We start from the raw sequence: 23,146 nt of genomic DNA on the forward strand, positions 1-23,146 counted from the left end.
CCTAGCCGGCCCGTTCAGCTTATGCCGACACCCGGTGTCGGGAAAATGTCTCAGAATCCTTCCCGCCCCGCTGCGGCAAACGCATCCCGCGTCATGTTTTCGTGGCCCTGTGCGGTTATCGCAACGTTATCCTCGATGCGAATGCCGCCACAGGGCATCAGGGTTTCAACCTGCTGCCAGTTAACGGCGTCCGCTGCGCGCCCCTGGCGCAGCTTGTCGAGTAACGACGGTATGAAATAAAGCCCGGGTTCGATGGTAATGACAAAGCCCGGCTGCAGCGTGCGGGTCAGGCGCAGGAACGGATGTTCCGGCGGTGGCTCTTGCAACATCCCGGCGGCACCCTGCTGCCAGCCGCCAACATCGTGCACCTGCAGACCGAGCAGATGACCAAGACCGTGCGGGAAGAAAGCGCGGGTAATGCCCTGTTCGATCTGCGCCTCCACACTGGCGTTCACCAGGCCGGCCCCTTGCAGCACGCCGGCCAGCAGTTCATGCATCCGCAGGTGCAGATCAACAAAGCTCGCGCCGGGCCTGACCTGCTGCAACAGCGCTTGCTGGGCGATATCCAGCGCCTGGATCAACTGACCAAAGCCGCCGGCGGGATCTGCTGCGTGGGTCCGGCTAATGTCAGCACCGTAACCCAGGTGGGTAGCGCCGGCATCCAGCAACAGGCTATGGTGCCTTGCCGGCCTGTCGCGCTGCTGCAACTGGTAATGCAGCACTGCGGCATGCTCGTTCAGCGCAACGATATTGTCGTAGGGCAGCTCGGGCTCATTGTGCGAAGTGGCCGCCAGATACGCCTGGTGTATTTCGTACTCGCTGGCGCCGGCTGCGAACTGCTGCCTGGCAACCTCATGGCCCGCCACGGCCCGAAGACTGGCACGGCGCAGACACTCCAGCTCCCAGTCGGTTTTGCAGGCCCGCTCGTAATGCAGCGCCGACAGCAGTGCCGGCGGGTTCTGTTGCCAGTCGGGCTGTGCAAATACAGGATTCTGCGCCGCGATCAGCCCCACCCGGCCCAGCCTGTTCAGTGCCAGCCCGGCCATGGCCGCACTGGCAAAGATCTCGATCTCGAAAGCATAGGTCCAGTCGCCGCGCGGCGGCTGCGGTGGCAGATGCCAGAAATCCTCGGGCAGGCACAGCAGCAGCCGGGGCTTTTTGCCCGGGCGGATCAGCAGCCAGCTATCGCTGTAAGCGGCCAGCTGCGGCAGCCACTGCACAAAATCAGCATGCGCCCGAAACGGATAGGCCGTGTCATCCATAAAACGCCGCTGCGCACTGCCAGAACCCAGCATCAGGCTATCCAGGCCGGCGACTGCCAGCGCGCTTTCGGCACGGGCCTGCAGGATTTCAAGGTGGGCCAGATAAGAGGCGTGCATCATCGATACTCCATCTAGGGCGCGGTTGGCAAAGGCCTGCCAGAGCGTGCTGATCCGAATACGGTCATTGTGCCACAGGCCGCTTCAAAGCTAAGGCGCCAAACGCAAAAACCCCGGCCGAAGCCGGGGTTTTCAGAAGCGACTCGCCCGAAGGCGGGTCAGGAGTGCCTGGGCAGGCTGATTACATCATGCCGCCCATGCCGCCCATTCCACCCATGCCGCCCATGTCAGGCATGGCCGGCTTTTCTTCCGGGTGATCGGCAATCATGGCTTCGGTGGTGATCATCAGACCGGCAACAGAAGCAGCTGCCTGCAGCGCGGAGCGAGTCACTTTGGCCGGGTCCAGGATACCCATTTCCAGCATGTCACCGTATTCGCCGGTTCCTGCGTTGTAACCGAAGGCGCCAGAACCTGCGCGAACCTTGGAAACAACCACGGAGCCTTCTTCACCGGCGTTCTGAACGATCTGGCGCATCGGTGCTTCCATGGCACGGAAGGCCAGTTCGATACCCACGGTCTGGTCGTGGTTGATGCCTTCCAGGCCCTGTACGTTGGACAGGGCGCGGATCAGTGCAACACCGCCGCCAGGAACCACGCCTTCTTCAACGGCTGCGCGGGTTGCGTGCAGGGCGTCTTCAACGCGGGCTTTCTTCTCTTTCATTTCAGTTTCGGTAGCAGCACCGACCTTGATAACGGCTACGCCGCCGGCCAGCTTGGCAACACGTTCCTGCAGTTTTTCGCGATCGTAGTCAGAGGAAGTCTCTTCGATCTGAGCGCGGATCTGGGAAACACGGTTCTGAATGGCAGTGGCTTCACCAATACCGTCAACGATGACCGTGTTTTCCTTGGTGATGTTGATGCGCTTGGCCTGGCCCAGCTGTTCCAGCGTGGCGGTTTCAAGGCTCAGACCCACTTCTTCAGCGATCACGGTAGCACCGGTCAGGACAGCGATGTCTTCCAGCATGGCCTTGCGACGGTCACCAAAGCCCGGTGCCTTGACAGCAGCAACCTTGACGATACCGCGCATGTTGTTGACAACCAGAGTTGCCAGCGCTTCGCCTTCTACGTCTTCAGCGATGATCAGCAGCGGACGGGAAGACTTGGCAACCTGCTCCAGGGTCGGCAGCAGATCACGGATGTTGGAGATTTTCTTGTCGAACAGCAGGATGTAAGGGTGATCCAGCTCTACGGACATGTTTTCCTGGTTGTTGATGAAGTACGGCGACAGGTAACCGCGGTCAAACTGCATGCCTTCAACAACGTCCAGCTCGTTCTGCAGGCTGGTGCCTTCTTCAACGGTGATAACGCCTTCTTTACCGACGCGCTCCATCGCCTTGGCGATCAGCTCACCGATATCGGTGTCGGAGTTGGCAGAGATGGAACCGACCTGGGAGATGGCCTTGGAGTCAGTGCAGGGCACTGCCATTTTGCGCAGTTCTTCAACAACGGCAGCTGTTGCCTTGTCGATACCGCGTTTCAGGTCCATCGGGTTCATGCCGGCAGCCACGGACTTCAGGCCTTCGTTGACAATCGCCTGAGCCAGAACGGTTGCAGTGGTGGTACCGTCACCGGCAACGTCGCTGGCCTGGGAAGCAACTTCCTTGACCATCTGCGCGCCCATGTTTTCGAAGCGATCTTTCAGCTCGATTTCCTTGGCAACGGATACACCGTCTTTGGTGACCAGCGGCGAACCGAAGGATTTTTCCAGTACGACGTTGCGGCCTTTCGGACCCAGGGTCGTTTTTACAGCGTCAGCCAGGATGTTGACACCCTTGAGCATGCGTTTGCGTGCATCATCACCAAAACGTACGTCTTTTGCAGCCATTGTCTGTTAATCCTATACAAATCGTTAAAAATCGGAAATCAACGGGGTCAGGCAGGCCAATCAGCCTTCGACCACACCAAAGATTTCGCTTTCGTTCATGATCAGCAGTTCTTCGCCGTCGAGCTTGACAACATTGCTGCCGGAGTACTGGCCAAACAGAACGACATCACCTTCTTTAACTGTCAGAGGCTTGACGTCACCGTTGTTCAGCGTGCGCCCTTCACCAACAGCAACTACAGTGCCACGATTCGGCTTTTCTGCAGCAGAACCCGGCAGCACGATGCCACCAGCGGTAGTGGTTTCTTCTTCACTGCGACGAACGACAACCCGATCGTGAAGCGGACGAATTTTCATCTGTTCTACTCTCCTGATCTTTTTAGGATCCAAAGTTATTGTTTACAGAGAAAGGACAGCAGGTCATCTGCTGCCCCAAATACTGGATGTTCAGGTTAATGGGGGCGGGGAAATGCATTTCAACAGGGCTGGCAAAAAATTTTGATAAATTTATCTGTTCGCCCTGCCCCAGGTACCCGGCAGTGCGGCGCAGCTGCATCAGGCAGGAGCGGCACGGCCAGGGTCAGTGAAGGGTACTGTGGAGAAAGCGGCAGGAGTCGCTGATCAATCGTCCTCGCGGCGATACTCGCCATCGATGGTTTCGCCCTTGCCATCGACACGGGGATCCGGCCGGCGCGGACCCGCGTCAGGCGAAAAGTTCGGGTCATCAAAGGCAGACCGGCGATGTGATGCCGCCACCAGGGTAAAGCGGCTCACCAGCGCTTTGGCCAGCAGCTGGCGGGTAAAGGGAACCAGGCAGCAAAAGCCGATAACATCGGTAAAGAACCCCGGCGTAATCAGCAGCGCCCCGCCCACCGCCAGTACCAGCCCCTCGATCATCTCGCCGGCCGGCATCTCGCCGGCATTGATTTTCTGCTGCGCCCGCGCCAGGGTCGACAGGCCCTGGTAACGCAGCATGTTCACGCCGATAAAGGCTGACAACAGCACCAGCCCCACCGTATACCAGGCGCCGATGGCCTGGCCGACATTGATCAGCAGGGTAATTTCGATAATTGGAATGATGATAAAAAGAAGGAAAAGAAACCGCATTGCCATAGTCCGGAATGATTTCCCTCATCACACCAGATGACAGGGGGAACCGCAACCTCGAGAGCCTCTGAATACAACCCCGCTGTGTTGATACATGAACAGGGATACCTGGACGGAAGAGTCCTTCGCAGCCGTATCCACCGGTTCCGGTACGTCCTGGTTCTGCCGCGCAAGCCGAAACCCAGACGCCTGAACAAGGACATGCCAGGGCCTGCCTTGAAACGTAAATAGCGCCAGGCACAGACCCGGGCAAATGCTGCAGCCAAATTAGACCAAAGTATAAGAAAAATTTAACATTAAAATTCGACAAAAAATAAAGTTATTATAATCAATAAGTTAAATTCAGAAAAAATGGAAAAAGCGCGTCTTTTATAGCAGCCGATTACAACAGCCTGATGACAGTTATGTGAACCGGGTAGACATTTGTGCATTAGCGAGATAGCTTTGTGCGATGCAACATACTGCAATGCACAATAAAAACGACACAAGCATCTTACTTGGAATCAGGTGAATCAGATGGATATTAAAGGCAAGGTTATTGTAATCACCGGTGGCGGTCGCGGTCTGGGTCGTGCCATGGCGCTGGAGCTGGCCGACAAGGGCGCCCGCCTGGCGCTGGTCGACATGAACGCCGCGGACCTGGATACCACTGCAGGCCTGTGCATGGAGAAAGGCGTGGAAGCACGTTCTTACCTGTGCAACGTCACCGAAGAAGCCGCGGTTGAACAACTGTTTATTGATATTGCTACCGATTTTGGCGCCATCAACGGCCTGGTCAACAACGCAGGGGTAACCCGCGATGCGCTGCTGGTGAAGGCCAAGGACGGCCAGGTTGTCTCCAAGATGACCCTGGATAACTGGAACCTGGTCATGAACGTCAACCTGACCGGCACCTTCCTCTGTGCCCGTGAGGCCGCCTGCAAAATGATCGAACTGGGCAACCCCGGCTGCATCATCAACATTTCCTCCATTTCCCGCTCCGGCAATATGGGCCAGACCAACTACACCGCCACCAAGGCCGGTGCGCAGGCGATGGCGGTCACCTGGGCCAAGGAGCTGGCACGCTACGGTATCCGCGCAGCCTCCATTGCACCGGGCTTTATTGCCACGGACATGGTTATGTCCATGAAACCCGAAGCCCTGGAAAAAATGGCGGCCGGCATTCCCGCCAAGCGCCTGGGACAGCCCGAAGAAATCGCCCGTACCGTCACCTTTATCCTGGAAAACGACTACATCAGCGGCCGCTGCATCGAAGTCGACGGTGCCCTGCGCATCTAGCCCCCCCCTGTTCAAACGATGATTCACCTTTAAAACCGGCGCCTGCGCCGGTTTTTTTATGCGCGCCTTTGCCCCCAGGGTCCCGCGATTGCACAACCCACCCAGCGCCCGGCATGGCACCCGGGGCAGACGGGCGTTTACAAGCCCGCGAGCGATGGACACAATGTTTGCTCAAGGCTATCCAGGGAACTGAACTCCACCATGCAAACCAAACACGCAGAGCAGACCCAAAGCTGGAAAGAGTGGCTGCAGAGCGCCCGTGTCTATCTGCAGCCAAGGCCCATCACATTGTTATTCCTGGGTTTTTCCGCCGGTTTGCCGCTGATGCTGGTCTTTTCCACCCTGTCCTACTGGCTGCGCGAAGCCGGCATTGATCGCGGCACCATCACCTATTTTTCCTGGGTCGCCCTGGCGTATGCCTTCAAGTGGGTCTGGTCGCCCATTATCGATCGCATGCCCATTCCCCTGCTCTCCGCCTGGCTGGGACGCAGGCGCAGCTGGATGCTGCTGGCACAGCTGCTGATTGCGCTCTGCCTGCTGGGACTGGCCGATTCCGATCCGCAGCAAAACCTTGAACTCATGGCCTGGTTCGCCCTGGCGGTGGCCTTCTGCTCCGCCACCCAGGACATCGCCATCGACGCCTACCGCATTGAATCGGCGGAGCCCAGAATCCAGGCCGCCATGGCAGCCACCTATATGCTGGGTTACCGCCTGGCCATGATTCTGGCGACCACCGGTGCCCTGCTGATCGCCGCCTGGTACGACCCGACCGGTGACAGCTATCACCGAGAGTCCTGGCAGATGGCTTACTGGGCCATGGCCGCGCTGATGGGCGTGGGCATCCTTACCACCCTGTGCGCGCCGGAGCCCCAACCCGACGGCGCAACAGCAGAACAGAAGCGTCGGGAAATCGAAGCCTTTATGGAACAGCGCCAGCACTTGCCCCACCTGCTGGCGCGTCTGCTTGGCTGGTTTTATGTCGCCGCCTACTGCCCCTTCGCCGACTTTATCAGCCGATTTGGCAAACCGGCTCTGTTGATTCTGGCGCTGATCGGCAGTTACCGCATCGCCGATGTGGTGATGGGCATTATCGCCAACGTGTTTTACGTCGACATGGGGTTTACCAAGGTTGAAGTGGCTGAAATCACCAAACTTTTCGGCACCCTGATGACCATCGCAGGCTCCCTGGTCGGCGGTTTGCTGGTGTATCGCTTTGGCGTGATGCGCATTCTGTTTATTGGCGCCGTACTGGCCGCCGCCACCAATCTGCTGTTCTCCGCCCTGGCACTGACCGGACACAGCGTGGGCTTTCTGATCGTTACCGTCTCGCTGGACAACTTCAGCGCCGGCATCGCCACAGCGGCCTTTATTGCCTACCTGTCCAGCCTGACCAGCATCAGTTACACCGCAACGCAATATGCCCTGTTCAGCTCGGTAATGCTGCTAGTGCCCAAGTTTCTGGCGGGGTTTTCCGGCGATGCGGTGAACCTGGTGGGCTACCCGCTGTTTTTTGCCGGCACGGCGGTTCTGGGGCTACCGGTGCTGCTACTGGTCTGGCTGGCGGCTCGCTACACGCCGGCAACCTCTGCTCAAACCACTAAATGATAATAATTGTCATTTACAAATGAAAATCAATATCATAAAGTCCCGAGACCACTCAACAGGAAGGGACTGCTATGAGCTATATCATCGACGCCTGGCTGGAACGACCGGATCCATACCTTCGTATCACCCATCGCCATACCGGCATCCGCGTTATTGAATGGCGCAACGAGAAGATCGCCCGCCTGCTGGAGCAGGGCGTGATTTGCCCGCAGGATCTGCAACAGGCGCAATGCTGCAGCAAGGAACTGGTACAGGAACTCTTTGTGCTTGCCTGCCTGGAGGCCGGGCGCTGTCACTGCAACGAGGGCAACCAGCACTGATGGAGGGGGTTTTCACCCTGAGCGAAACCGCCGCGCCGGCCCGTTGCAGGCCGGCGCACCGCGCCGGGACTAGTCGCGGAAGTTATTGAACTGCAGCGGCAGTTCCAGTTCGGCGGCCCGCAGCATGGCCATCACGCCCTGCAGGTCATCCCGTTTCTTGCCGGTGACACGTACCTGTTCGCCCTGCACCTGGGTTTGCACCTTGAGCTTGGCATCCTTGATCAGCTTGATGATCTTCTTGGCCAGCGCCTGATCCAGTCCCTGCTTGAGGTCCACCTGCTGACGGGCGCGCATGTTGGCCTTCTCCGCATCCTTTACTTCCATGCAGCGAATATCAATTTTGCGGCTGGTAAGCTTGGCACGCAGCACTTCGAGCAGCTGCTGCAACTGGAAATCCACCTCGGCCCAGAGCACCACATGGCCATCGCCCTGCTCGAAGCGCGCGTCGATACCCTTGAAGTCGAAACGGTTCTGGATTTCACGATTGGCCTGGTCCACCGCGTTGGTGACTTCATGCATGTCCAGCTCGGACACTATATCAAATGACGGCATTACCCGATCTCCTGTAACGTTGAAGTGGCCCGCACAGACCCAAAAGCGCACGGGCGCTGGCGCGAGCCAAAGTGGGGGCATTTTAGCGAAGCCCCGTGGGCATTTCACCCATTGCAGACACTGGTTATCATAAGGCCTGTGTTTCAGACCCTGGAGAGATCATGCACTGGACCATCCTGGGCGCCGGCGCCATCGGCTGCCTCTGGGCCGCACACCTGCAGCGCGCCGGCGCAGCGGTTAGCCTTGTCCTGCGCAGCCCTGACCGCCTGGCACAGTACCGGGCCCGTGGTGGCATAGTGCTGATTGACGAGCGCGGGCAAAGCTTCTGCCCCGTCGCTGCTGATCTGGCCGGATCGCCGGAGCCCATTGAGCAGTTGCTGATCTGTACCAAGGCTTACGACAGCCTGGCGGCGCTGGAGTCCGTGTGGCACCGGCTGAATGCGGACAGCCGTATCCTGGTGCTGCAAAATGGGCTGGGCAGCCAGCAGCAGATCGTGGCACGGGCAGGCGCTGCGCGCGTGCTGGTCGGCTCCACCACCGATGGTGCCTACCTGCGCGCCCCCTTCGAGGTCGTCTATGCCGGTCGCGGCGTAACCGCCATAGGCCCGTTCAGCGAGACCGGCGCCAGGCTGGCGGAACCGGGCACGGATTTCGGTCTGCAGCTGCAGCAGGATCCGCAGATCGAAACCACCCTCTGGCGCAAGCTGGCGATTAACTGCGCCATTAACCCGCTCACCGCCATTCATGGCTGTCGCAACGGCGCCCTGGCAACGACCCCGGCCTACACCCTTGCACTTAAAACGCTGTGCAGCGAGTTCGAGGCCGTCGCCCGGGCCCGTGGCATCGCGCTGTTCGAGCGACCACTGCAGGAAGAAGCGCTGCGGGTGGCCCGTCAAACTGCTGACAACTATTCATCGATGCTGCAGGATATCCGCCACCAGCGCCCGACGGAAATCGAGCAGATCACCGGTTTCCTGTGCAATGAAGCCCGCCTCGCTGGCGTCGATGTGCCGCAGCATCAAGCCATGCTGCGGCAGGTGCGCCTGTTGCAGCACGGCGCTCAACCACCTTCGAATCAATACTGAAGCAGGAAACCTGATTAATGTCGGATCGTCTTAATCGCATTTACACCCGCAGCGGCGACAAGGGCACCACGGGCCTGGCTGATGGACGCCGGGTTGAAAAATACCACCCGCGCATCGAAGCGCTGGGGGACATCGACGAACTGAACTCCAGCCTGGGCCTGCTTGTCGCCGACCTCGTCCCCGGCGATCCGCTGCTGACATTTCTGCCGGCGCTGCAGCATGACCTGTTTGACCTGGGCGGCGAGCTGGCCATGGTGGATACGCAGTACTGGGTCATCGACGACACGGCCATCAGCCAGCTGGAGCAGCAGCTGGACGAACTGAATGCCGACCTGCCCGCCCTGCGCGAATTTATCCTGCCCGGCGGCAACCGCCCCAGCGCCCTCTGCCAGCAAAGCCGCAGCCTGTGTCGGCGGGCCGAGCGACGCCTGGTGGAACTGGCCCAGATTGAGTCGGTCAATCCCCATGCACTGGGTTATATCAATCGCCTGTCCGACCTGCTGTTTGTCTGCGCCCGGGTACTGGCCCGGCGCGACGGTGGCCAGGAAGTGTACTGGCAGGCTCGAAACAGGCGCTGAGCCGGCCACCGGCCGCGCGCAGCGCCGCTCGGCACAAGGTATTGGTTATACTTAAAGCGCCCAAGGAGGATAACAATGAAAAGACGATTATTGCCTGCGCTGTTACTCGCATGGATGCCCCAGGTTGCATCGGCCGACTGTGCGCTGGATCAGCAATTTTGCCGTACGGAATGCGAAGTGCGCCATTTCACCGATGAGGCCGCCGTCACCGGGTGCAAGGCACGCTGCGCCGTGCAACGGGCCATCTGCTCGACGGGCAAGGGCGCCGAAACCGCCGTTGAGCTTGGCAAGGAAGGCGCCGATGCCGCGGTGGACGCCAGCAAGGACGCCTGGGAGGGCACCAAGTCCTTCTTCAAGGGCATCAGCGAGCCCTGATCAGGTAGCGGAGTACGCCGGCGTGACGACGGGGCATCAGCAAAGGGCGTGAACTGGCGTTAGCCGCCAGCCATGATCCTGTTCATGAAAGCCACCTCACACCAGCGGTGGGCGCCGTCCTGCCCCAGCCGGATCCGGCTGAGCGAGGCGGTATCAATGCGCAGCTGCGACCAGTGGCGCGCTTCCATTCCCAGCAGGGACCCCAGCAAAGCACGCACCACCCCGCCATGGGTCAGCAGCAACACATGGGCATCGTTGCCGGCCTGCAGCCTCTGCTGCAAACAGCGCTGCAGGCTGTCCAGCCGGGCGCGAAAGTTTGCCAGGCTTTCGCCACCGGGCGGTGGATTAGCGTCCGGATCCTGCCAGAAGGCCAGCACCGCCGCCTGCTCCTGCTGCCAGACCTGAGCATAGGGACGACCGTCCCAGCGACCAAAGTCCAGTTCCAGCAGACGCGCATCTTCAGCGCACTCCAGCGTCAAGCGCTGCGCGATCTGCCGGGCAGGCTCCGCGCAGCGGCGCAGCGGCGAGCAGAGCACCCGCTGCCAGCCGGGGTTTGCCGCAGCATAGGCCAGCATCTGCCTTTCCCCCAGCGCGGTCAGGGCGGAGTCGGTGCGCCCGCGGTAACAGCCATCATCTTCTGCATCGCCGTGGCGCAGCAGGTCCAGCGTCAGTACACTCAAGCCCCCGGACCCGCAACGCCGGCCCCGGCAAAGGTCGCCATTTCATTGTGCAGCGCGCAGGCACTGCGAACGACCTGCAGCGCCAGCGCAGCCCCGCTGCCTTCACCCAGCCGCATGCCCAGCGCCAGCAAGGGCCTGGCCTCTAGCGCCTGCAGCAACAGGCGATGTCCGGGCTCGGCGGAGCAATGGCCGTACAGCAGCCAGGGCGCGAGCGCGGGATTCAGGCGCACCGCCAGCAGCGCAGCGAGGGTGCTGATAAAGCCATCCACCAGCACCGGCACGCCGCGTTGGCCGGCATGCAGATAGGCTCCTACCATGGCGGCGATCTCGAAGCCCCCCAGGCAACGCAGCCACTCGAGCACATCGGGCCGTCCCGCGCCGTGCAGCTGGATAGCCTGGCGAATCAGTGCCACCTTGCGCCCCAGGCTCTGGGCATCGATGCCCGTGCCGGGCCCCGCCAGCTGCTCGGGATCCCGTTCCAGCAACACGGCGCCAAGCGCCGTGGCGGCGCTGGTATTGCCGATCCCCATTTCGCCGGCCACAAACAGATCGCAACCCGCCGCCTGGGCCTGTGCCAGACGCTCGGCACCGGCCAGCAGCGCCGCATCGCGCTGTTCCACTGTCATCGCGGCCTGCTGGCTAAAATCGGCAGTGCCCGGCCCCAGCCAGCGATCCAGCACCCGGGGGTCTGGGTCCGGCCGGTGCAGGGTCCCCAGATTCACCACATCGAAACGGGCGCCGACGAGGCGCGCCAGTACCGAGACGGCGGCACCGCCGGCGGCAAAGTTGGCCACCATCTGGGCCGTTACCGCCTGGGGGTAGGCCGACACGCCTGCAGCGGCAATACCGTGATCGGCGGCAAAGATGCTGATATGGCACTGATCGATACACGGCTGAGCCCGACCCTGCAGCCCGGCCAGACGAATCACGAGCTGCTCCAGCTCGCCCAGGGCGCCGGCGGGCTTGGTCAGCTGTTCCTGGTGGGCCCGCGCCTGGCTTTGCGCCAGGGCGCTCGGGCTGCGAACGGGATGTGCCAGCCAGCCGGCCGGTAGGGAGAAGGGTGTCATTTTACCTCCAGCGGCAGGCCCGCCACACTGAGCGTAACCCGATCACAGTACCCGGCCATGCGCTGATGCAGCCAGCCGGCCTGGTCCTGGAAACGCCGGCTCAGCGCCCCCATGGGAACGATCCCCATGCCGACTTCATTGCTCACCATAATCAGGCTGCCAGCGGCACCATCAACCAGCTGATCCAGTGCATCCAGCTCGGCCTGCAGGCTGTCCTCGCAGTCCAGCAGCAACAGGTTGGTCAGCCAGAGGGTGAGGCAATCCACCAGTACGCAATAGCCCTCCGCCAGCAGGGGTGCAAGCGCAGCAGCCAGCCCCGTCGGGGCTTCCACCACTTTCCAGTGCGACGGACGATCCGCCTGGTGGCGCCTGATTCGCTCGACCAGCTCCGCATCGTCCCCAGGCTGCATGGTGACCACCAGCGCCACCGGCAGGTTACTGGCCTGGGCACGCTGTTCCGCCAGGCGGCTCTTGCCGGAGCGGGCACCGCCGAGTATCAGTTGTTTCACGCTAGTCTCCGCTATCACTTGGGTTGATCCGCCCCAGCTTGACCCTGGCATCATCCAGATGAGCACAGAGCTGCTCTGCGCCCAGCAGCGCCCGCAGGGTCGCCCGGTGCATCCAGTCTGCATTGAGCTGGTAGAACAGGTTGTGCTGCACTGCAGGCAATTCGGGCCAGCGCTGCCAGCGCTCGATCCAGTCGCGGGGGGCTTCTTCGGTGGTGGTCAGTATGACCTCCGGGCGCACCGCCAGTACCGACTCCACACCGAGCTGGGGTACGGATTCGGGCCGGTCGGCAAAGGGGTTTTCCCCGCCGCACAGGCGCAGCATCTGATCCACCAGCAGGGAGCGGTTCACCGTCATCAGGGGCTCGTGCCAGAGCTGATAGAACACCCGCAGGGGTATCGCCGCGGCATGGCGCTCGCGCAGCCGTTCCACCCGCTGTTCCAGCGCGAATGCGGCCGCATCCGCACCGGCCTGCAGCCCGGTGAGCTGACCATAGAGGCGCAGGTTGCTGGCAATCATCGCAAAGCTGTGGGGGTCGGATTCGAACACCGGCATGCCAAGCTGGCGCAGACGCTCCAGCTGTGCCGGCGGGCTACCGCCCGGCCAGGCAATCACCAGGTCGGGCTGCAGCGCCAGTACCTGCTCAAGATTCAGCTGACCAAAGCTGCCCACGCGCTCAATCTCCCGCGCCTGGGGCGGGTAATCGCTGAAGGCAACCGCGCCGACGATCCGATCCCCGGCGCCGATACTGAACAGGTTCTCGGTAATATGGGGCGCCAGGGCGAGAATTCGCCGGGCCGGCTGTTGCAGTGTGACGTTGCGCCCCGAGTTGTCCGTCACACTGACGGCGGCGTACCCGGGACCCGCCAGCGCGAGACACCCCAGCAACCAGGGCAGGACAACAAAGACCAAACGCAGAAACTTCATGGCAACCCGCCGCAAAAAAGGCGCCATTATACCCCGAGGCTGCTGCCTGCACAGAGCTGCAAGTGGCCCCGTACCGGCGTCAGCATCAGCGGGTCCTGCTCTAGCGTGACAGGTCCACGATCACACGGCCCCGTACCTGGCCGCTAACGATGCGCTGGGCATAATCCGGCACTTCCTCAAGGGCGATGCTGTGGCCAATCTCCCCCAGGGCGGAGGCGGGCAGCTCCCGCGCCAGACGCTCCCAGGCCTGCTGGCGCCGCGCCAGCGGACACATGACCGAGTCCACGCCCTGCAAGCGCACATTGCGAAGAATAAAGGGCATCACGGTGGTGGGCAGATTAAAGCCCGCCGCCAGGCCGCAGGCCGCCACGGTGCCACCGTAACAGGTTTGCGCCAGCACCCCCGCCAGGATGGTGTCCCCCACGGTATCGATGGCACCGGCCCAGCGCTGGGCTTCCAACGGCTTTGGCTTGCCGGCCATGCTTTCGCGACTGACCAGTTCACGGGCACCGAGCCCCTTGAGGTAGGCTTCGGTCTCGGGCCGGCCGGTGACCGCATGTACCTCGTAGCCCAGCGCCGCCAGCAGTGCGACCGACACGCTGCCCACGCCACCCGCCGCCCCGGTCACCAGTACAGGCCCCTGCCCGGGTCGCACACCGCCCTCTTCCAGTGCCATGACACAGAGCATCGCCGTCAGACCCGCGGTGCCGATCATCATCGCCGTGCGGCTGTCCATGCCCTGGGGCAGCGGCACCAGCCAGTCAGCCTTGAGGCGGGCCTTCTCGGCCATGCCTCCCCAGTAGCGCTCCCCCACGCCCCAACCGGTAAGCACCACCGCATCGCCCGGCGCATAGCGCTCATCTGCGGACTCCAGCACCCGACCGGCGAGGTCGATACCCGGCACCATCGGAAACTGGCTGACGATTCTGCCCGTCCCGGTCACCGCCAGGCCGTCCTTGAAGTTGAGTGACGAATACTCCACCGCCACGAGAACGTCTTCACCGGGCAGCGCTGCGTCCTCCAGTGCCTTGACCTGTGCCCCTGTCTTGCCGTCCTGCTGATCCAGTACCAGTGCCTTGAACATATCGCCTCCGATGACCGTGCCATGTTAATTTGTAAGACGAATTAACATTAAGGCCGATTTCTCTATTTGTAAAGCGAATTAACAAATTGCCATCGCTATGAAATACTAGCGTTTCAACCAGGGAGACCAGATGACGACCTCAGCCTTCGAGCCCCTCAAGCGGGATAACCTGTCCCGCCAGATTGCCGACCAGTTGCGCCGCGCCATTGTCGATGGCGAATTGCGTGCCGACGATCGCCTGCCCACCGAAGACGAACTGGCGCTGCGGTTTGGCGTTTCGCGTCCGACCATCCGCGAAGCCCTGAAAATTCTTGCCGCCCAGAACCTGATCCGCTCCAAGCGCGGCCCCACCGGGGGCACCTTCATTAACTGTCCCAGTATCCCTGAACTGAGCGAGTCCCTCACCTGCGCCACCACCCTGCTGGTCGGCATGGACGCTTTCAACATGGACGAGGTGCTGCAGGCCCGCGAGTTGCTGGAATCCCAGTGCTGCCGACTGGCCGCACTCAACCGAACGCCGGAGCAGCTGCAGCGCATGCGACAGCAGCTTGAAATCCAGCAGGACAGCAGCCTCAGTGCCGAGGACTTTTGCGCCTCCGATGTGGCGCTGCACCGCACCCTGGCCGACGCCAGCGGCAACCGCCTGCTGGGTTTTGTCATGTTCTCGGTTATCGAGGCGCTACAGCCGGTCACCAACATGGTGGCACACCGTTTCCGCGACCGTGCCCTTGTCAGCAGCCAGCACCTGCGCCTGATCGAGGCGCTCGAAAACCGCGACGCCGACGCCGCCTGTGCCATTGTCTGCGAGCAGCTCAGCGACCTGCGCCAGCACCTGGGCTCAGCACCGCCGACACCCGCTCAGCAGGGCGCCTGAGGCTTGCATCCGGAGCCTCGCTGCCGGTAGGCTTTGGCCAATGTTTGATTTATCCTAATACGACTTTCAGGTGAGGATTGACTGTGGAACAAAACAGCATATGGATCATTGGCGCAGCCGCGCTCGCGATTGGTGGTCTGATCGGCTATTTGCTGGGTCGCTCGGGGTCCGATGCCGGCCAGCGCCAGGTACTGAGCAAGCAGCTTGACGATACCCAGGCGGAACTTGCGACCTACAAGGAGGATGTCACCGAACACTTCGAAAAAACCGCCGAGCTGGTCAATCAGCTCACCAACACATACAGGGATGTGCACCAGCACCTGGCCAGCGGCGCCCAGTCACTGTGCGAGAACGACACCGCGAGCCTCGCTCTGAAGGAAAGTGTACAGGCCAGGCTGACCGCCGAAACGGATACGCCCATCCCGGTCGTTACCGATGTAGTGCCCAACGAAGACGCCGAAAAAGTGCCGGAGCCACCCCGGGATTACGCCGCCAAATCCAGCAATGAAAAGGGCATGCTGTCCGAAGCCTACGGCCTTGATAGTGATGAGGACGCTACGGATGACGAGCCACTGCGCAGCCCCGCCGAGCTTGCCGCCCTGAAAGAAAGGGAAAAAGCCAAAGAAAAGGAAAAGGCCAAGGAAACAGAAAAGCAGCCGGCAAAGCCTGCCAGCAGCGACACCTGAACCGCCAGGCGGTCGGCGCGGCGCCATGACTTGAACAGTCACGCCGCGCCCTCGCCTTCATAAATTCCCGCCTCTGCACTGCCGCGACGATCCACACAGGGTCGCTGTCAGACCGGGTTGTCGAGATCGGCGAAACGCCACTCCAGCCCGAAATGCTGCGCCAGATGCTCACCCAGTGACTGGACACCGTAACGCTCTGTGGCATGATGCCCGGCGGCAATGTAATGCACCCCGTGCTCGCGCGCACTGTGTACCGTGGGTTCCGATATTTCCCCCGACAGGTAGGCATCAAGCCCCAGCTCCGCGGCCTGCTCGATATACCCCTGGGCGGCACCGGTACACCAGCCAATACGCTCTATGGGCTTGTCCCCGGCGGCAATGCACTGTGGCTCGCGCCCGAGCACGGCAGCCACCCGGGTGGAAAACTCGGCCAGGCTCAGTGGCGTGTGCAAACGCCCCGCCAGCCCGACAGAGCGCGGATTGCCAGGCTCCAGCACGCCCTCGATTTCCAGCCCGAGGCGCACTGCCAGTTGCACGTTGTTGCCGTGCTCGGGATGCACATCCAGCGGCAGGTGATAGGCCAGCAAGCTGATATCATGCCGCAGCAGCGTCGCCAGGCGGCGCTTCTTGATCCCCCGGATGCGACTGTCTTCGCCTTTCCAGAAATAACCGTGGTGCACCAGCACCAGGTCCGCCTGCCAGGCCACGGCTTCGTCCAGCAGCGCCTGGCTGGCCGTGACGCCACAGAGGATACGCTGCACCCGGGCGCGGCCTTCCACCTGGAGCCCGTTGGGGCAGTAATCGGAAATACTGTTGCTTTGCAGCAACGTATCGCAGTAACGCACCAGCTCATTCAGTTCGATAGACATGCACTTATGATTCCGTATTTCACAACAGCTAACCACTAGCCGTATAATTGCATGATTTCATAGCACAATCACCCGGGCGCAGCATGCGAAAGTCTTCCTATCTGATTTGGCCGATCATTACCGGCGTTCTGGCGGCGCTGGTCATCCTGCAGCTCTTTCCTGACTTGCTCAGCCCCAAGATCACCACCGTCGAGATTCGCGAGGCCCTGCCCCGCCCCCCGGAATCCGCGGGCCTGGGCAGTGGCCCGGTGTCCTACGCCGGCGCCGTCGAAACCGCAGCGCCTGCCGTCGTCAACATTTACACCCGCACCCTGGTGAAGCCCCAGGAAAATGCGCTGCGCGACGACCCCTTCTTTCGCAATTTCTTTGGTTCCGGCAACCAGCCCCGCCGTGAGCGCATCGAGTCGAGCCTGGGCTCCGGTGTGATTCTCAGCGCCCAGGGCTATATCGTTACCAACAATCACGTCATCACCAACGCCGACAGCGTGCTTGTCGCCCTGCGCGACGGCCGTGAAACCGAGGCCCAGGTCATCGGCACGGACCCGGAAACGGACCTGGCAATTCTCAAGATCACGCTGCCGGACCTGCCCAGTATCTCCCTCACCTCATCCGAAGACCTGCACGTCGGGGATGTGGTGCTGGCCATTGGCAACCCCTTTGGCGTTGGCCAGACCGTGACCATGGGCATTATCAGCGCGACCGGGCGCAACAGCCTGGGGCTCAATACCTATGAGGATTTCATACAGACCGACGCGGCCATCAACCCGGGCAACTCCGGCGGCGCGCTGATCGACGCCTACGGCAACCTGATTGGCATCAACTCGGCGATTTTCTCCAAGTCCGGCGGTTCCCAGGGCATCGGTTTCGCCATTCCCTCCAACCTGGCACGCCAGGTCATGCAGGACCTGATCGAACATCAGCGGGTTATCCGGGGCTGGATTGGCGTGGAAGTACAGGAACTGACACCGCGCCTGGCAGAGAGCTTCGGGCTCGATAGCGCCCAGGGGCTGATTATCGCCGGCATATTCCGCAATGGCCCGGCCCACCTTGCCGGCCTGCAACCCGGCGATATCATGACCGCCATTAACGGCAATTCCATCAGCGACAGCCGCGCCTCGATGAACCGTATCGCCACCTTCAAGCCCGGCCAGACAGCCAGCATAGAGATACTGCGCAACGGCACGGCCATGCAACTCAAGGTACAGATCGGGGAACGTCCACAGGAAGGCGAACGCTAGTCGGGATAAAGGCAGGAAACAGCGGCGGTGAAGAAGAAATACGTCGGCTGCGGGCACTCCAGCTGAAGTGCCGCAGCCGCTTGCGTATCAGTCCTGCTTGATACGGTACTCGGCGGAGCGGGCGTGGGCCGTGAGGCTTTCACCACGGGCCAGAACGGACGCAACCGATCCCAGCCTGGAGGCACCTTCGGCCGAGAACTGGATCAGCGACGAGCGCTTCTGGAAGTCGTACACACCCAGGGGTGACGAAAACCGTGCGGTACCGGATGTCGGCAACACATGGTTGGGGCCAGCACAGTAGTCACCCAGGGCCTCGGCCGTGTAGTGCCCCATGAAGATGGCACCAGCGTGACGAATGTCCGGCACCAGGGCTTCAGGGTTTGCTACCGCCAGTTCAAGATGTTCCGGTGCGATTCGGTTGGCCACCTCGACCGCCTGCACCATGTTCTCTACATGAATCAGGGCGGCGCGGTTGCGCAGCGACACTTCGATAATCTCGCGGCGTTCCATGGTGGGCAACAGGCGCAGCATGCTCTGTTCGACCCGGTCCAGGTAGTCGCTGTCCGGGCTCACCAGAATCGACTGGGCGTCTTCGTCATGCTCGGCCTGGGAAAACAGGTCCATGGCGATCCAGTCAGGATCGGTGCTGCCATCGCACAACACCAGAATTTCCGACGGGCCGGCGATCATGTCGATCCCCACCACGCCAAAGACTGCACGCTTGGCCGTGGCGACAAAAATGTTGCCAGGCCCCACGATCTTGTCGACCCGGGGTACCGTCGCGGTACCGTAGGCCAGCGCCGCAACCGCCTGGGCGCCACCGATGCAGAATACCCGGTCAACGCCGGCCAGGGCCGCCGCGGCCAGCACCAGCTCGTTCAGCTCGCCATCGGGCGTGGGTACCACCATGATGATTTCGCCGACACCGGCCACCTTGGCCGGCAGCGCATTCATCAGCACCGATGACGGATAGGAGGCCTTGCCACCGGGTACGTAAATGCCCACCCGGTCCATGGGCGTGACTTTCTGGCCCAGCATGGTGCCATCGGCTTCGGTGTAGCTCCAGGAATCACTCTTCTGGCGCTCGTGGTAGTCGCGCACACGCTTCGCCGCCTCTTCCAGCGCATTGCGCTGCGCCTGGGGGAGCCCATCCAGCGCCTGCTGAAGACGCTCGCGACTCAGCTCCAGTTCCGCCATGGCACGGACATTCAGGCGATCAAAGCGGTTGCTGTACTCCACCACCGCGGCATCGCCCTGCGAGCGCACCCGTGCGAGGATTTCATCGACAATGGCGTTGACGCCGCTGTCGGATACCGATTCCCAGGCCAGCAAACGCTGCAGGGATGCTTCGAAATCCGGCGCGCCTGCATCCAGGCGCTGAATATTCAGTTCCGACATGAGTTAGGCTCCGCGCCGCGCCACAACGGCCTGCGACATGCTGTCGACAATCGGCTGTATTTGGTCATATTTCATTTTCATTGATGCCTGCCCGACCACCAGTCGCGAGCTGATCGGAGCGATCAGTTCCAGCGGCTCAAGACCGTTGGCCCGCAGCGTGTTACCCGTATCGACGATATCCACGATCTGATCCGCCAGCCCCATGATGGGCGCCAGCTCCATGGCGCCGTAGAGCTTGATGATATCGACCTGCAGACCCTGGCGCGCAAAGTACTCCCGCGTCAGGTTGACAAACTTGGTGGCGATGCGCAGGCGACCCTTCACCGGGGCCGGCTTGACCAGGCCTGCGGTCATCAGCTTGCAGCAGGCAATTTCCAGGTCCAGCGGCTCATAAAGCCCTTCGCCGCCATGTTCGAGCAGCACATCCTTGCCGGAAATACCCATGTCGGCACCGCCGTACTCGACATAGGTCGGAACGTCTGTGGCCCGGATCACCACCAGTTTCACATGCTCCTGGTTGGTATCGAAAATCAGTTTTCGGCTGCTGAAAATATCCTCGGCCGGCACGATACCCGCGGCCTCCAGCAACGGCAGCGTTTCCTTCAGTATGCGCCCCTTGGAAAGCGCAATGGTCAACGGTTGAGTCATAAGCCTACTCTGTCCCCTTACCCGCGACACGCACGATGTGCGCCCCCAGCAAGCGCATCTTTTCTTCGATGTGCTCGTAGCCACGGTCGATATGATAGATGCGATCGATCAGCGTATCGCCCGTGGCCGTCAGGGCGGCAATCACCAGGCTGGCCGAGGCCCGCAGGTCTGTTGCCATCACCGGTGCACCCTGCAGCCGCTCCACACCTTCGATCATCGCGTTGTGACCATCGATGGTGATGTGGGCCCCCATGCGGATCATCTCCTGCATGTGCATGAAGCGGTTTTCGAACACGGTTTCGCGAATCTGGCTGACGCCCTGGGCCACCACGTTCATGGCCGCGAACTGGGCCTGCATGTCGGTCGGAAACGCAGGATAAGGCGCCGTGGTAATGCTCACGGCCTTGGGCCGACGGCCTTTCATGTCCAGCTCGATCCAGTCGTCGCCGGTGGTGATTTCGGCACCGGCTTCAGTCAGCTTTTGCAGTACCGCATCCAGTGTATCCGGGCGCGTATCGGTGCAGCGCACGCGGCCACCGGTGGCGGCCGCGGCCACCAGAAAGGTACCGGTCTCGATGCGATCCGGCAGTACCGAGTAGCTGCCGCCGGCCAGGGACTCAACCCCCTGCACCCGAATGGTGTCGGTGCCGTGCCCGCTGATCTTCGCCCCCATGGCGATCAGGCAGTTGGCCAGATCCACCACTTCGGGTTCACGGGCGGCGTTTTCAAGAATGGTTTCGCCCTCGGCCAGCGTCGCGGCCATCAGGATATTCTCGGTGCCGGTCACCGTCACCATGTCGAAGAACACCCGGGCGCCCTTCAGGCGGCCGTTGCTGCGGGCATGAATATACCCCTCTTCCACCAGCACCTCGGCACCCATGGCCTGCAGACCGCGAATATGCTGATCCACCGGCCGACTGCCAATGGCGCAACCGCCCGGCAGGGACACCTGGGCCTCGCCAAAGTGCGCCAGCATGGGGCCCAGCACCAGAATAGAGGCGCGCATGGTTTTCACCAGGTCGTAAGGCGCGTGATATTCGCGAATGGTGCGGGCATCGATCTGCACGTTCAGGTTTTCATCGGCCACCACTTCCACGCCCATGCGACGCAGCAGTTCCAGCATGGTGGTCACGTCGTTCAGCTGCGGCAGATTGCTGATATGTACAGGCCCGTCGGCCAGCAGGGCAGACGCCAGTATGGGCAGAGCCGCATTTTTGGCACCCGAAATGCGGACCTCACCGTTTAGGGTGACGCCGCCTTCAATCTTGAACTTTTCCATCAGGTATCCTGTCGTTAAAGACGGCTTAGGATTGCAGCGTCTGCCACTGTTCCGGGGTGTAGGTCTTGATGGTCAGCGCATGGATGGCGCCGCTGGCGATATGCTGCTGCAGGCACTGGTAGACGAGCTGCTGTTTTTTCACCGGCGTCAGGCCGGCAAAAAGGTCACCCACAACGGTGACCTGAAAATCACAGCCTTCACCAGCGGGATAAACACTGCAGCCCTCAAGCTGAGATTCAATAATCTGCTTTACTTCTTGCGCTTGCATACCGCTCTCCAACACTCATTCTTCAAATCAAAACAGGCGGCGAATAATAGCCGAACGACGGCCAAAACGCGACGCCGGACAGGGTTCCCACCCGGCTCACAGCAAGGCTGCGTCAGCATCACCGAACAAATGCCCCAGGCCAACCAGGCGGGCAATGGACAGCAAATCCTCGGGCACATGGCGCGCCTGCAACTGGATATTGCGCTCCCGGGCCTCGCGCTGGCAGCACAGCCAGAGCGACAACGCCGCGCTGTCGACACTGCTGACGGCGGAAAAGTCCACCACACAAGCGGATTCACCGGTGGCAATAAGACGCTCGAGGCGCTCACGCACCCCGGCAACGGTGGCAAAGCGCAGATCCCCGCTGAGCGCCACCTCGTCGGCGGCGCGCACTTCAACAGATGCCTGCATCAGCTTCCCTCGGACTTGGCCACCCGACCGTCGACCTGGCTTTCCCAGCTGTCGATAACCCGCTGGATGTTGCCGTTGTTGCGCTCCGCCAGATCAGCGAACTGATTGGTAAACGTCAGGCGCAGGTTGATACCATCCAGGATCACGTTCACCAGCTGCCACTGCCCGTCACGCTCCAGCATGTAGTTCACCAGGCTGTACTTGGTACCGGCACCGGAGTAGACCTCCAGTGTAACGACCTGCTTGTCGGGCTCAGGACTCTCGGGGCCCTGGGCGGCAACCTCCACGCGATTGATCTCAAAGCCAGCCAGCGCCTTGGTATAGGTTTTCACCATGGTGTGCTTGAAGACAGAGGCGAAGTGGGCACGCTCGGCATCATTGGCGCGACGATAGAACTTGCCCATCACACGCTGCGAGATATAGTCGAAGTCAATCATGCCATCCAGGCGCTCTTCAACCCGCCCCATGGCGGCATTGAGTGATGCCTCATCATTGATATCCACGCCCTCTTCCAGCAGCGCCACCATGTCCTGGGTGACCTTCTCAATCACACCGCTGGCAGCTTCCCAGCTGGCCTGCGCCGGCAAGGTCGGCAGCAGCAAGGAACAGATCAACGCCACGCTCGTTAGCAATCGTTTCATGACAAACCTCACTCACTGACCTTATTGAACAGAAATTTGCTGACCAGGTTTTCCAGCACCAGCGCCGACTGGGTATTTTCCAGCGCATCGCCGTCCTCGAGCATTTCATCTTCAGCTCCAGGCGTAATACCGATGTACTGTTCACCCAGCAGGCCCGCGGTCAGTATCTGCGCCGAACTGTCCCGGCTCAGATAGTCCACCGAACTGTTGATATCCATCTCGACCACGGCCATCAGCAGGCGATCATCGATGGAAATAGACCGCACCTGACCAATCTGAACGCCGGACAGCGTGACCTTGGCCCTGGGCGCCAAACCGCCGATGTTTTCGAACCGCGCCTGCACGCGATAGCTGCTCCCGCTATCAGACACTTTCAGTCCGCTGACATTCAGTGCCAGCAGAATCAATGCCAGGATCCCTGTCAGCATGAACCCGCCAACACTGATCTCCACCACCCTCGTACGCATC

Annotated in this window: 27 protein-coding genes; 9 read left to right on the plus strand and 18 right to left on the minus strand. The window is 61.3% G+C overall.

The genetic code is table 11. The features are described 5' to 3' along the window. Positions 1-50: 50 nt before the first annotated feature. The 4 genes from pepQ to KDW95_RS10230 form a co-directional block, all read right to left on the minus strand. Positions 51-1,382, minus strand: a complete 1,332-nt coding sequence (pepQ, locus tag KDW95_RS10215) for a Xaa-Pro dipeptidase (protein ID WP_255856167.1) — start codon at positions 1,380-1,382, stop codon at positions 51-53. Positions 1,383-1,560: 178 nt separating this feature from the next. Continuing rightward, positions 1,561-3,204, minus strand: a complete 1,644-nt coding sequence (gene groL / locus KDW95_RS10220) for a chaperonin GroEL (protein WP_255856168.1) — start codon at positions 3,202-3,204, stop codon at positions 1,561-1,563. A 60-nt stretch (positions 3,205-3,264) separates the two neighbouring features. Continuing rightward, positions 3,265-3,558 (minus strand): co-chaperone GroES, encoded by a 294-nt coding sequence (locus tag KDW95_RS10225; RefSeq protein WP_255856169.1) that lies wholly within the window; start codon positions 3,556-3,558, stop codon positions 3,265-3,267. A gap of 264 nt (positions 3,559-3,822) precedes the next feature. Then, entirely contained in the window at positions 3,823-4,308 is a 486-nt protein-coding gene (locus KDW95_RS10230) for an FxsA family protein (protein WP_255856170.1), read from the minus strand. Positions 4,309-4,824: 516 nt separating this feature from the next. Here KDW95_RS10230 and KDW95_RS10235 point away from each other — a divergent pair. The 3 genes from KDW95_RS10235 to KDW95_RS10245 all read left to right on the plus strand — a co-directional run bounded on the left by KDW95_RS10235 (position 4,825) and on the right by KDW95_RS10245 (position 7,511). Beyond that, positions 4,825-5,586: an SDR family oxidoreductase gene (locus tag KDW95_RS10235; protein ID WP_255856171.1), complete on the plus strand. Its 762-nt coding sequence runs from the start codon at positions 4,825-4,827 to the stop codon at positions 5,584-5,586. 201 nt (positions 5,587-5,787) lie between these two features. Continuing rightward, entirely contained in the window at positions 5,788-7,191 is a 1,404-nt protein-coding gene (locus KDW95_RS10240; protein WP_255856172.1) for an AmpG family muropeptide MFS transporter, read from the plus strand. 71 nt (positions 7,192-7,262) lie between these two features. Beyond that, entirely contained in the window at positions 7,263-7,511 is a 249-nt protein-coding gene (locus tag KDW95_RS10245) for a PA4570 family protein (protein ID WP_255856173.1), read from the plus strand. Positions 7,512-7,580: 69 nt separating this feature from the next. Here the strand turns inward: KDW95_RS10245 and KDW95_RS10250 are convergent, their stop codons facing one another. Beyond that, on the minus strand, positions 7,581-8,063 hold the full coding sequence (locus tag KDW95_RS10250; protein WP_255856174.1) for a YajQ family cyclic di-GMP-binding protein: 483 nt from the start codon (positions 8,061-8,063) through the stop codon (positions 7,581-7,583). A 161-nt stretch (positions 8,064-8,224) separates the two neighbouring features. On the opposite strand from KDW95_RS10250, the gene KDW95_RS10255 reads away from it, so the two are divergent. From KDW95_RS10255 to KDW95_RS10265, 3 genes are all read left to right on the plus strand, one after another. Further along, entirely contained in the window at positions 8,225-9,148 is a 924-nt protein-coding gene (locus KDW95_RS10255; protein WP_255856175.1) for a ketopantoate reductase family protein, read from the plus strand. A gap of 17 nt (positions 9,149-9,165) precedes the next feature. Then, positions 9,166-9,726 (plus strand): cob(I)yrinic acid a,c-diamide adenosyltransferase, encoded by a 561-nt coding sequence (locus KDW95_RS10260; RefSeq protein ID WP_255856176.1) that lies wholly within the window; start codon positions 9,166-9,168, stop codon positions 9,724-9,726. 75 nt (positions 9,727-9,801) lie between these two features. Beyond that, positions 9,802-10,101, plus strand: coding sequence for a hypothetical protein (locus tag KDW95_RS10265; RefSeq protein ID WP_255856177.1), 300 nt, complete (start codon positions 9,802-9,804; stop codon positions 10,099-10,101). A 59-nt stretch (positions 10,102-10,160) separates the two neighbouring features. Here KDW95_RS10265 and KDW95_RS10270 read toward each other — a convergent pair whose 3' ends face one another. The 5 genes from KDW95_RS10270 to acuI form a co-directional block, all read right to left on the minus strand. Further along, positions 10,161-10,781 (minus strand): histidine phosphatase family protein, encoded by a 621-nt coding sequence (locus KDW95_RS10270; protein ID WP_255856178.1) that lies wholly within the window; start codon positions 10,779-10,781, stop codon positions 10,161-10,163. Beyond that, the gene (gene cobT, locus KDW95_RS10275; RefSeq protein WP_255856179.1) at positions 10,778-11,848 is read right to left on the minus strand and encodes a nicotinate-nucleotide--dimethylbenzimidazole phosphoribosyltransferase; all 1,071 of its coding nucleotides are present in this window, start codon (positions 11,846-11,848) and stop codon (positions 10,778-10,780) included. Before cobT ends, KDW95_RS10270 begins: the two co-directional genes overlap by 4 nt. Continuing rightward, positions 11,845-12,357 (minus strand): bifunctional adenosylcobinamide kinase/adenosylcobinamide-phosphate guanylyltransferase, encoded by a 513-nt coding sequence (cobU, locus tag KDW95_RS10280; protein ID WP_255856180.1) that lies wholly within the window; start codon positions 12,355-12,357, stop codon positions 11,845-11,847. The genes cobT and cobU overlap by 4 nt, the downstream gene beginning before the upstream one ends. A 1-nt stretch (position 12,358) precedes the next feature. After that, positions 12,359-13,282: a cobalamin-binding protein gene (locus KDW95_RS10285; RefSeq protein WP_255856181.1), complete on the minus strand. Its 924-nt coding sequence runs from the start codon at positions 13,280-13,282 to the stop codon at positions 12,359-12,361. 100 nt (positions 13,283-13,382) lie between these two features. After that, on the minus strand, positions 13,383-14,366 hold the full coding sequence (acuI, locus tag KDW95_RS10290; RefSeq protein ID WP_255856182.1) for an acrylyl-CoA reductase (NADPH): 984 nt from the start codon (positions 14,364-14,366) through the stop codon (positions 13,383-13,385). Positions 14,367-14,496: 130 nt separating this feature from the next. Between acuI and KDW95_RS10295 the strand changes: the two genes are divergently transcribed. Both KDW95_RS10295 and KDW95_RS10300 read left to right on the plus strand, forming a co-directional pair. After that, a complete protein-coding gene (locus KDW95_RS10295) occupies positions 14,497-15,240 on the plus strand; it encodes a FadR/GntR family transcriptional regulator (protein WP_255856183.1) in 744 nt (247 codons plus the stop codon). A gap of 83 nt (positions 15,241-15,323) precedes the next feature. Beyond that, the gene (locus tag KDW95_RS10300; protein WP_255856184.1) at positions 15,324-15,926 is read left to right on the plus strand and encodes a YhcB family protein; all 603 of its coding nucleotides are present in this window, start codon (positions 15,324-15,326) and stop codon (positions 15,924-15,926) included. Positions 15,927-16,033: 107 nt separating this feature from the next. Here the strand turns inward: KDW95_RS10300 and KDW95_RS10305 are convergent, their stop codons facing one another. Beyond that, on the minus strand, positions 16,034-16,795 hold the full coding sequence (locus KDW95_RS10305) for a Nif3-like dinuclear metal center hexameric protein (protein ID WP_255856185.1): 762 nt from the start codon (positions 16,793-16,795) through the stop codon (positions 16,034-16,036). Positions 16,796-16,878: 83 nt separating this feature from the next. On the opposite strand from KDW95_RS10305, the gene KDW95_RS10310 reads away from it, so the two are divergent. After that, positions 16,879-18,033 (plus strand): Do family serine endopeptidase, encoded by a 1,155-nt coding sequence (locus tag KDW95_RS10310; protein ID WP_255856186.1) that lies wholly within the window; start codon positions 16,879-16,881, stop codon positions 18,031-18,033. 87 nt (positions 18,034-18,120) lie between these two features. On the opposite strand, the gene hisD is transcribed toward KDW95_RS10310, so the two are convergent. The 7 genes from hisD to mlaD form a co-directional block, all read right to left on the minus strand. Beyond that, positions 18,121-19,431, minus strand: a complete 1,311-nt coding sequence (hisD, locus tag KDW95_RS10315) for a histidinol dehydrogenase (RefSeq protein ID WP_255856187.1) — start codon at positions 19,429-19,431, stop codon at positions 18,121-18,123. Positions 19,432-19,434: 3 nt separating this feature from the next. Next, the gene (gene hisG / locus KDW95_RS10320) at positions 19,435-20,079 is read right to left on the minus strand and encodes an ATP phosphoribosyltransferase (protein WP_255856188.1); all 645 of its coding nucleotides are present in this window, start codon (positions 20,077-20,079) and stop codon (positions 19,435-19,437) included. Positions 20,080-20,083: 4 nt separating this feature from the next. After that, positions 20,084-21,358, minus strand: coding sequence for a UDP-N-acetylglucosamine 1-carboxyvinyltransferase (gene murA, locus KDW95_RS10325; RefSeq protein WP_255856189.1), 1,275 nt, complete (start codon positions 21,356-21,358; stop codon positions 20,084-20,086). A 25-nt stretch (positions 21,359-21,383) separates the two neighbouring features. Beyond that, the gene (locus tag KDW95_RS10330; protein WP_255856190.1) at positions 21,384-21,626 is read right to left on the minus strand and encodes a BolA family protein; all 243 of its coding nucleotides are present in this window, start codon (positions 21,624-21,626) and stop codon (positions 21,384-21,386) included. Positions 21,627-21,722: 96 nt separating this feature from the next. Beyond that, the gene (locus KDW95_RS10335; protein ID WP_255856191.1) at positions 21,723-22,037 is read right to left on the minus strand and encodes an STAS domain-containing protein; all 315 of its coding nucleotides are present in this window, start codon (positions 22,035-22,037) and stop codon (positions 21,723-21,725) included. Continuing rightward, positions 22,037-22,678, minus strand: a complete 642-nt coding sequence (locus tag KDW95_RS10340; protein ID WP_255856192.1) for an MlaC/ttg2D family ABC transporter substrate-binding protein — start codon at positions 22,676-22,678, stop codon at positions 22,037-22,039. The genes KDW95_RS10335 and KDW95_RS10340 overlap by 1 nt, the downstream gene beginning before the upstream one ends. Positions 22,679-22,686: 8 nt before the next feature. Next, positions 22,687-23,145, minus strand: a complete 459-nt coding sequence (gene mlaD / locus KDW95_RS10345; RefSeq protein WP_255856193.1) for an outer membrane lipid asymmetry maintenance protein MlaD — start codon at positions 23,143-23,145, stop codon at positions 22,687-22,689. Between the last annotated feature and the right edge of the window lies 1 nt (position 23,146).

The sequence above is a fragment of the Marinobacterium rhizophilum genome (assembly GCF_024397915.1).
GTDB lineage: Bacteria > Pseudomonadota > Gammaproteobacteria > Pseudomonadales > Balneatricaceae > Marinobacterium_A > Marinobacterium_A rhizophilum_A.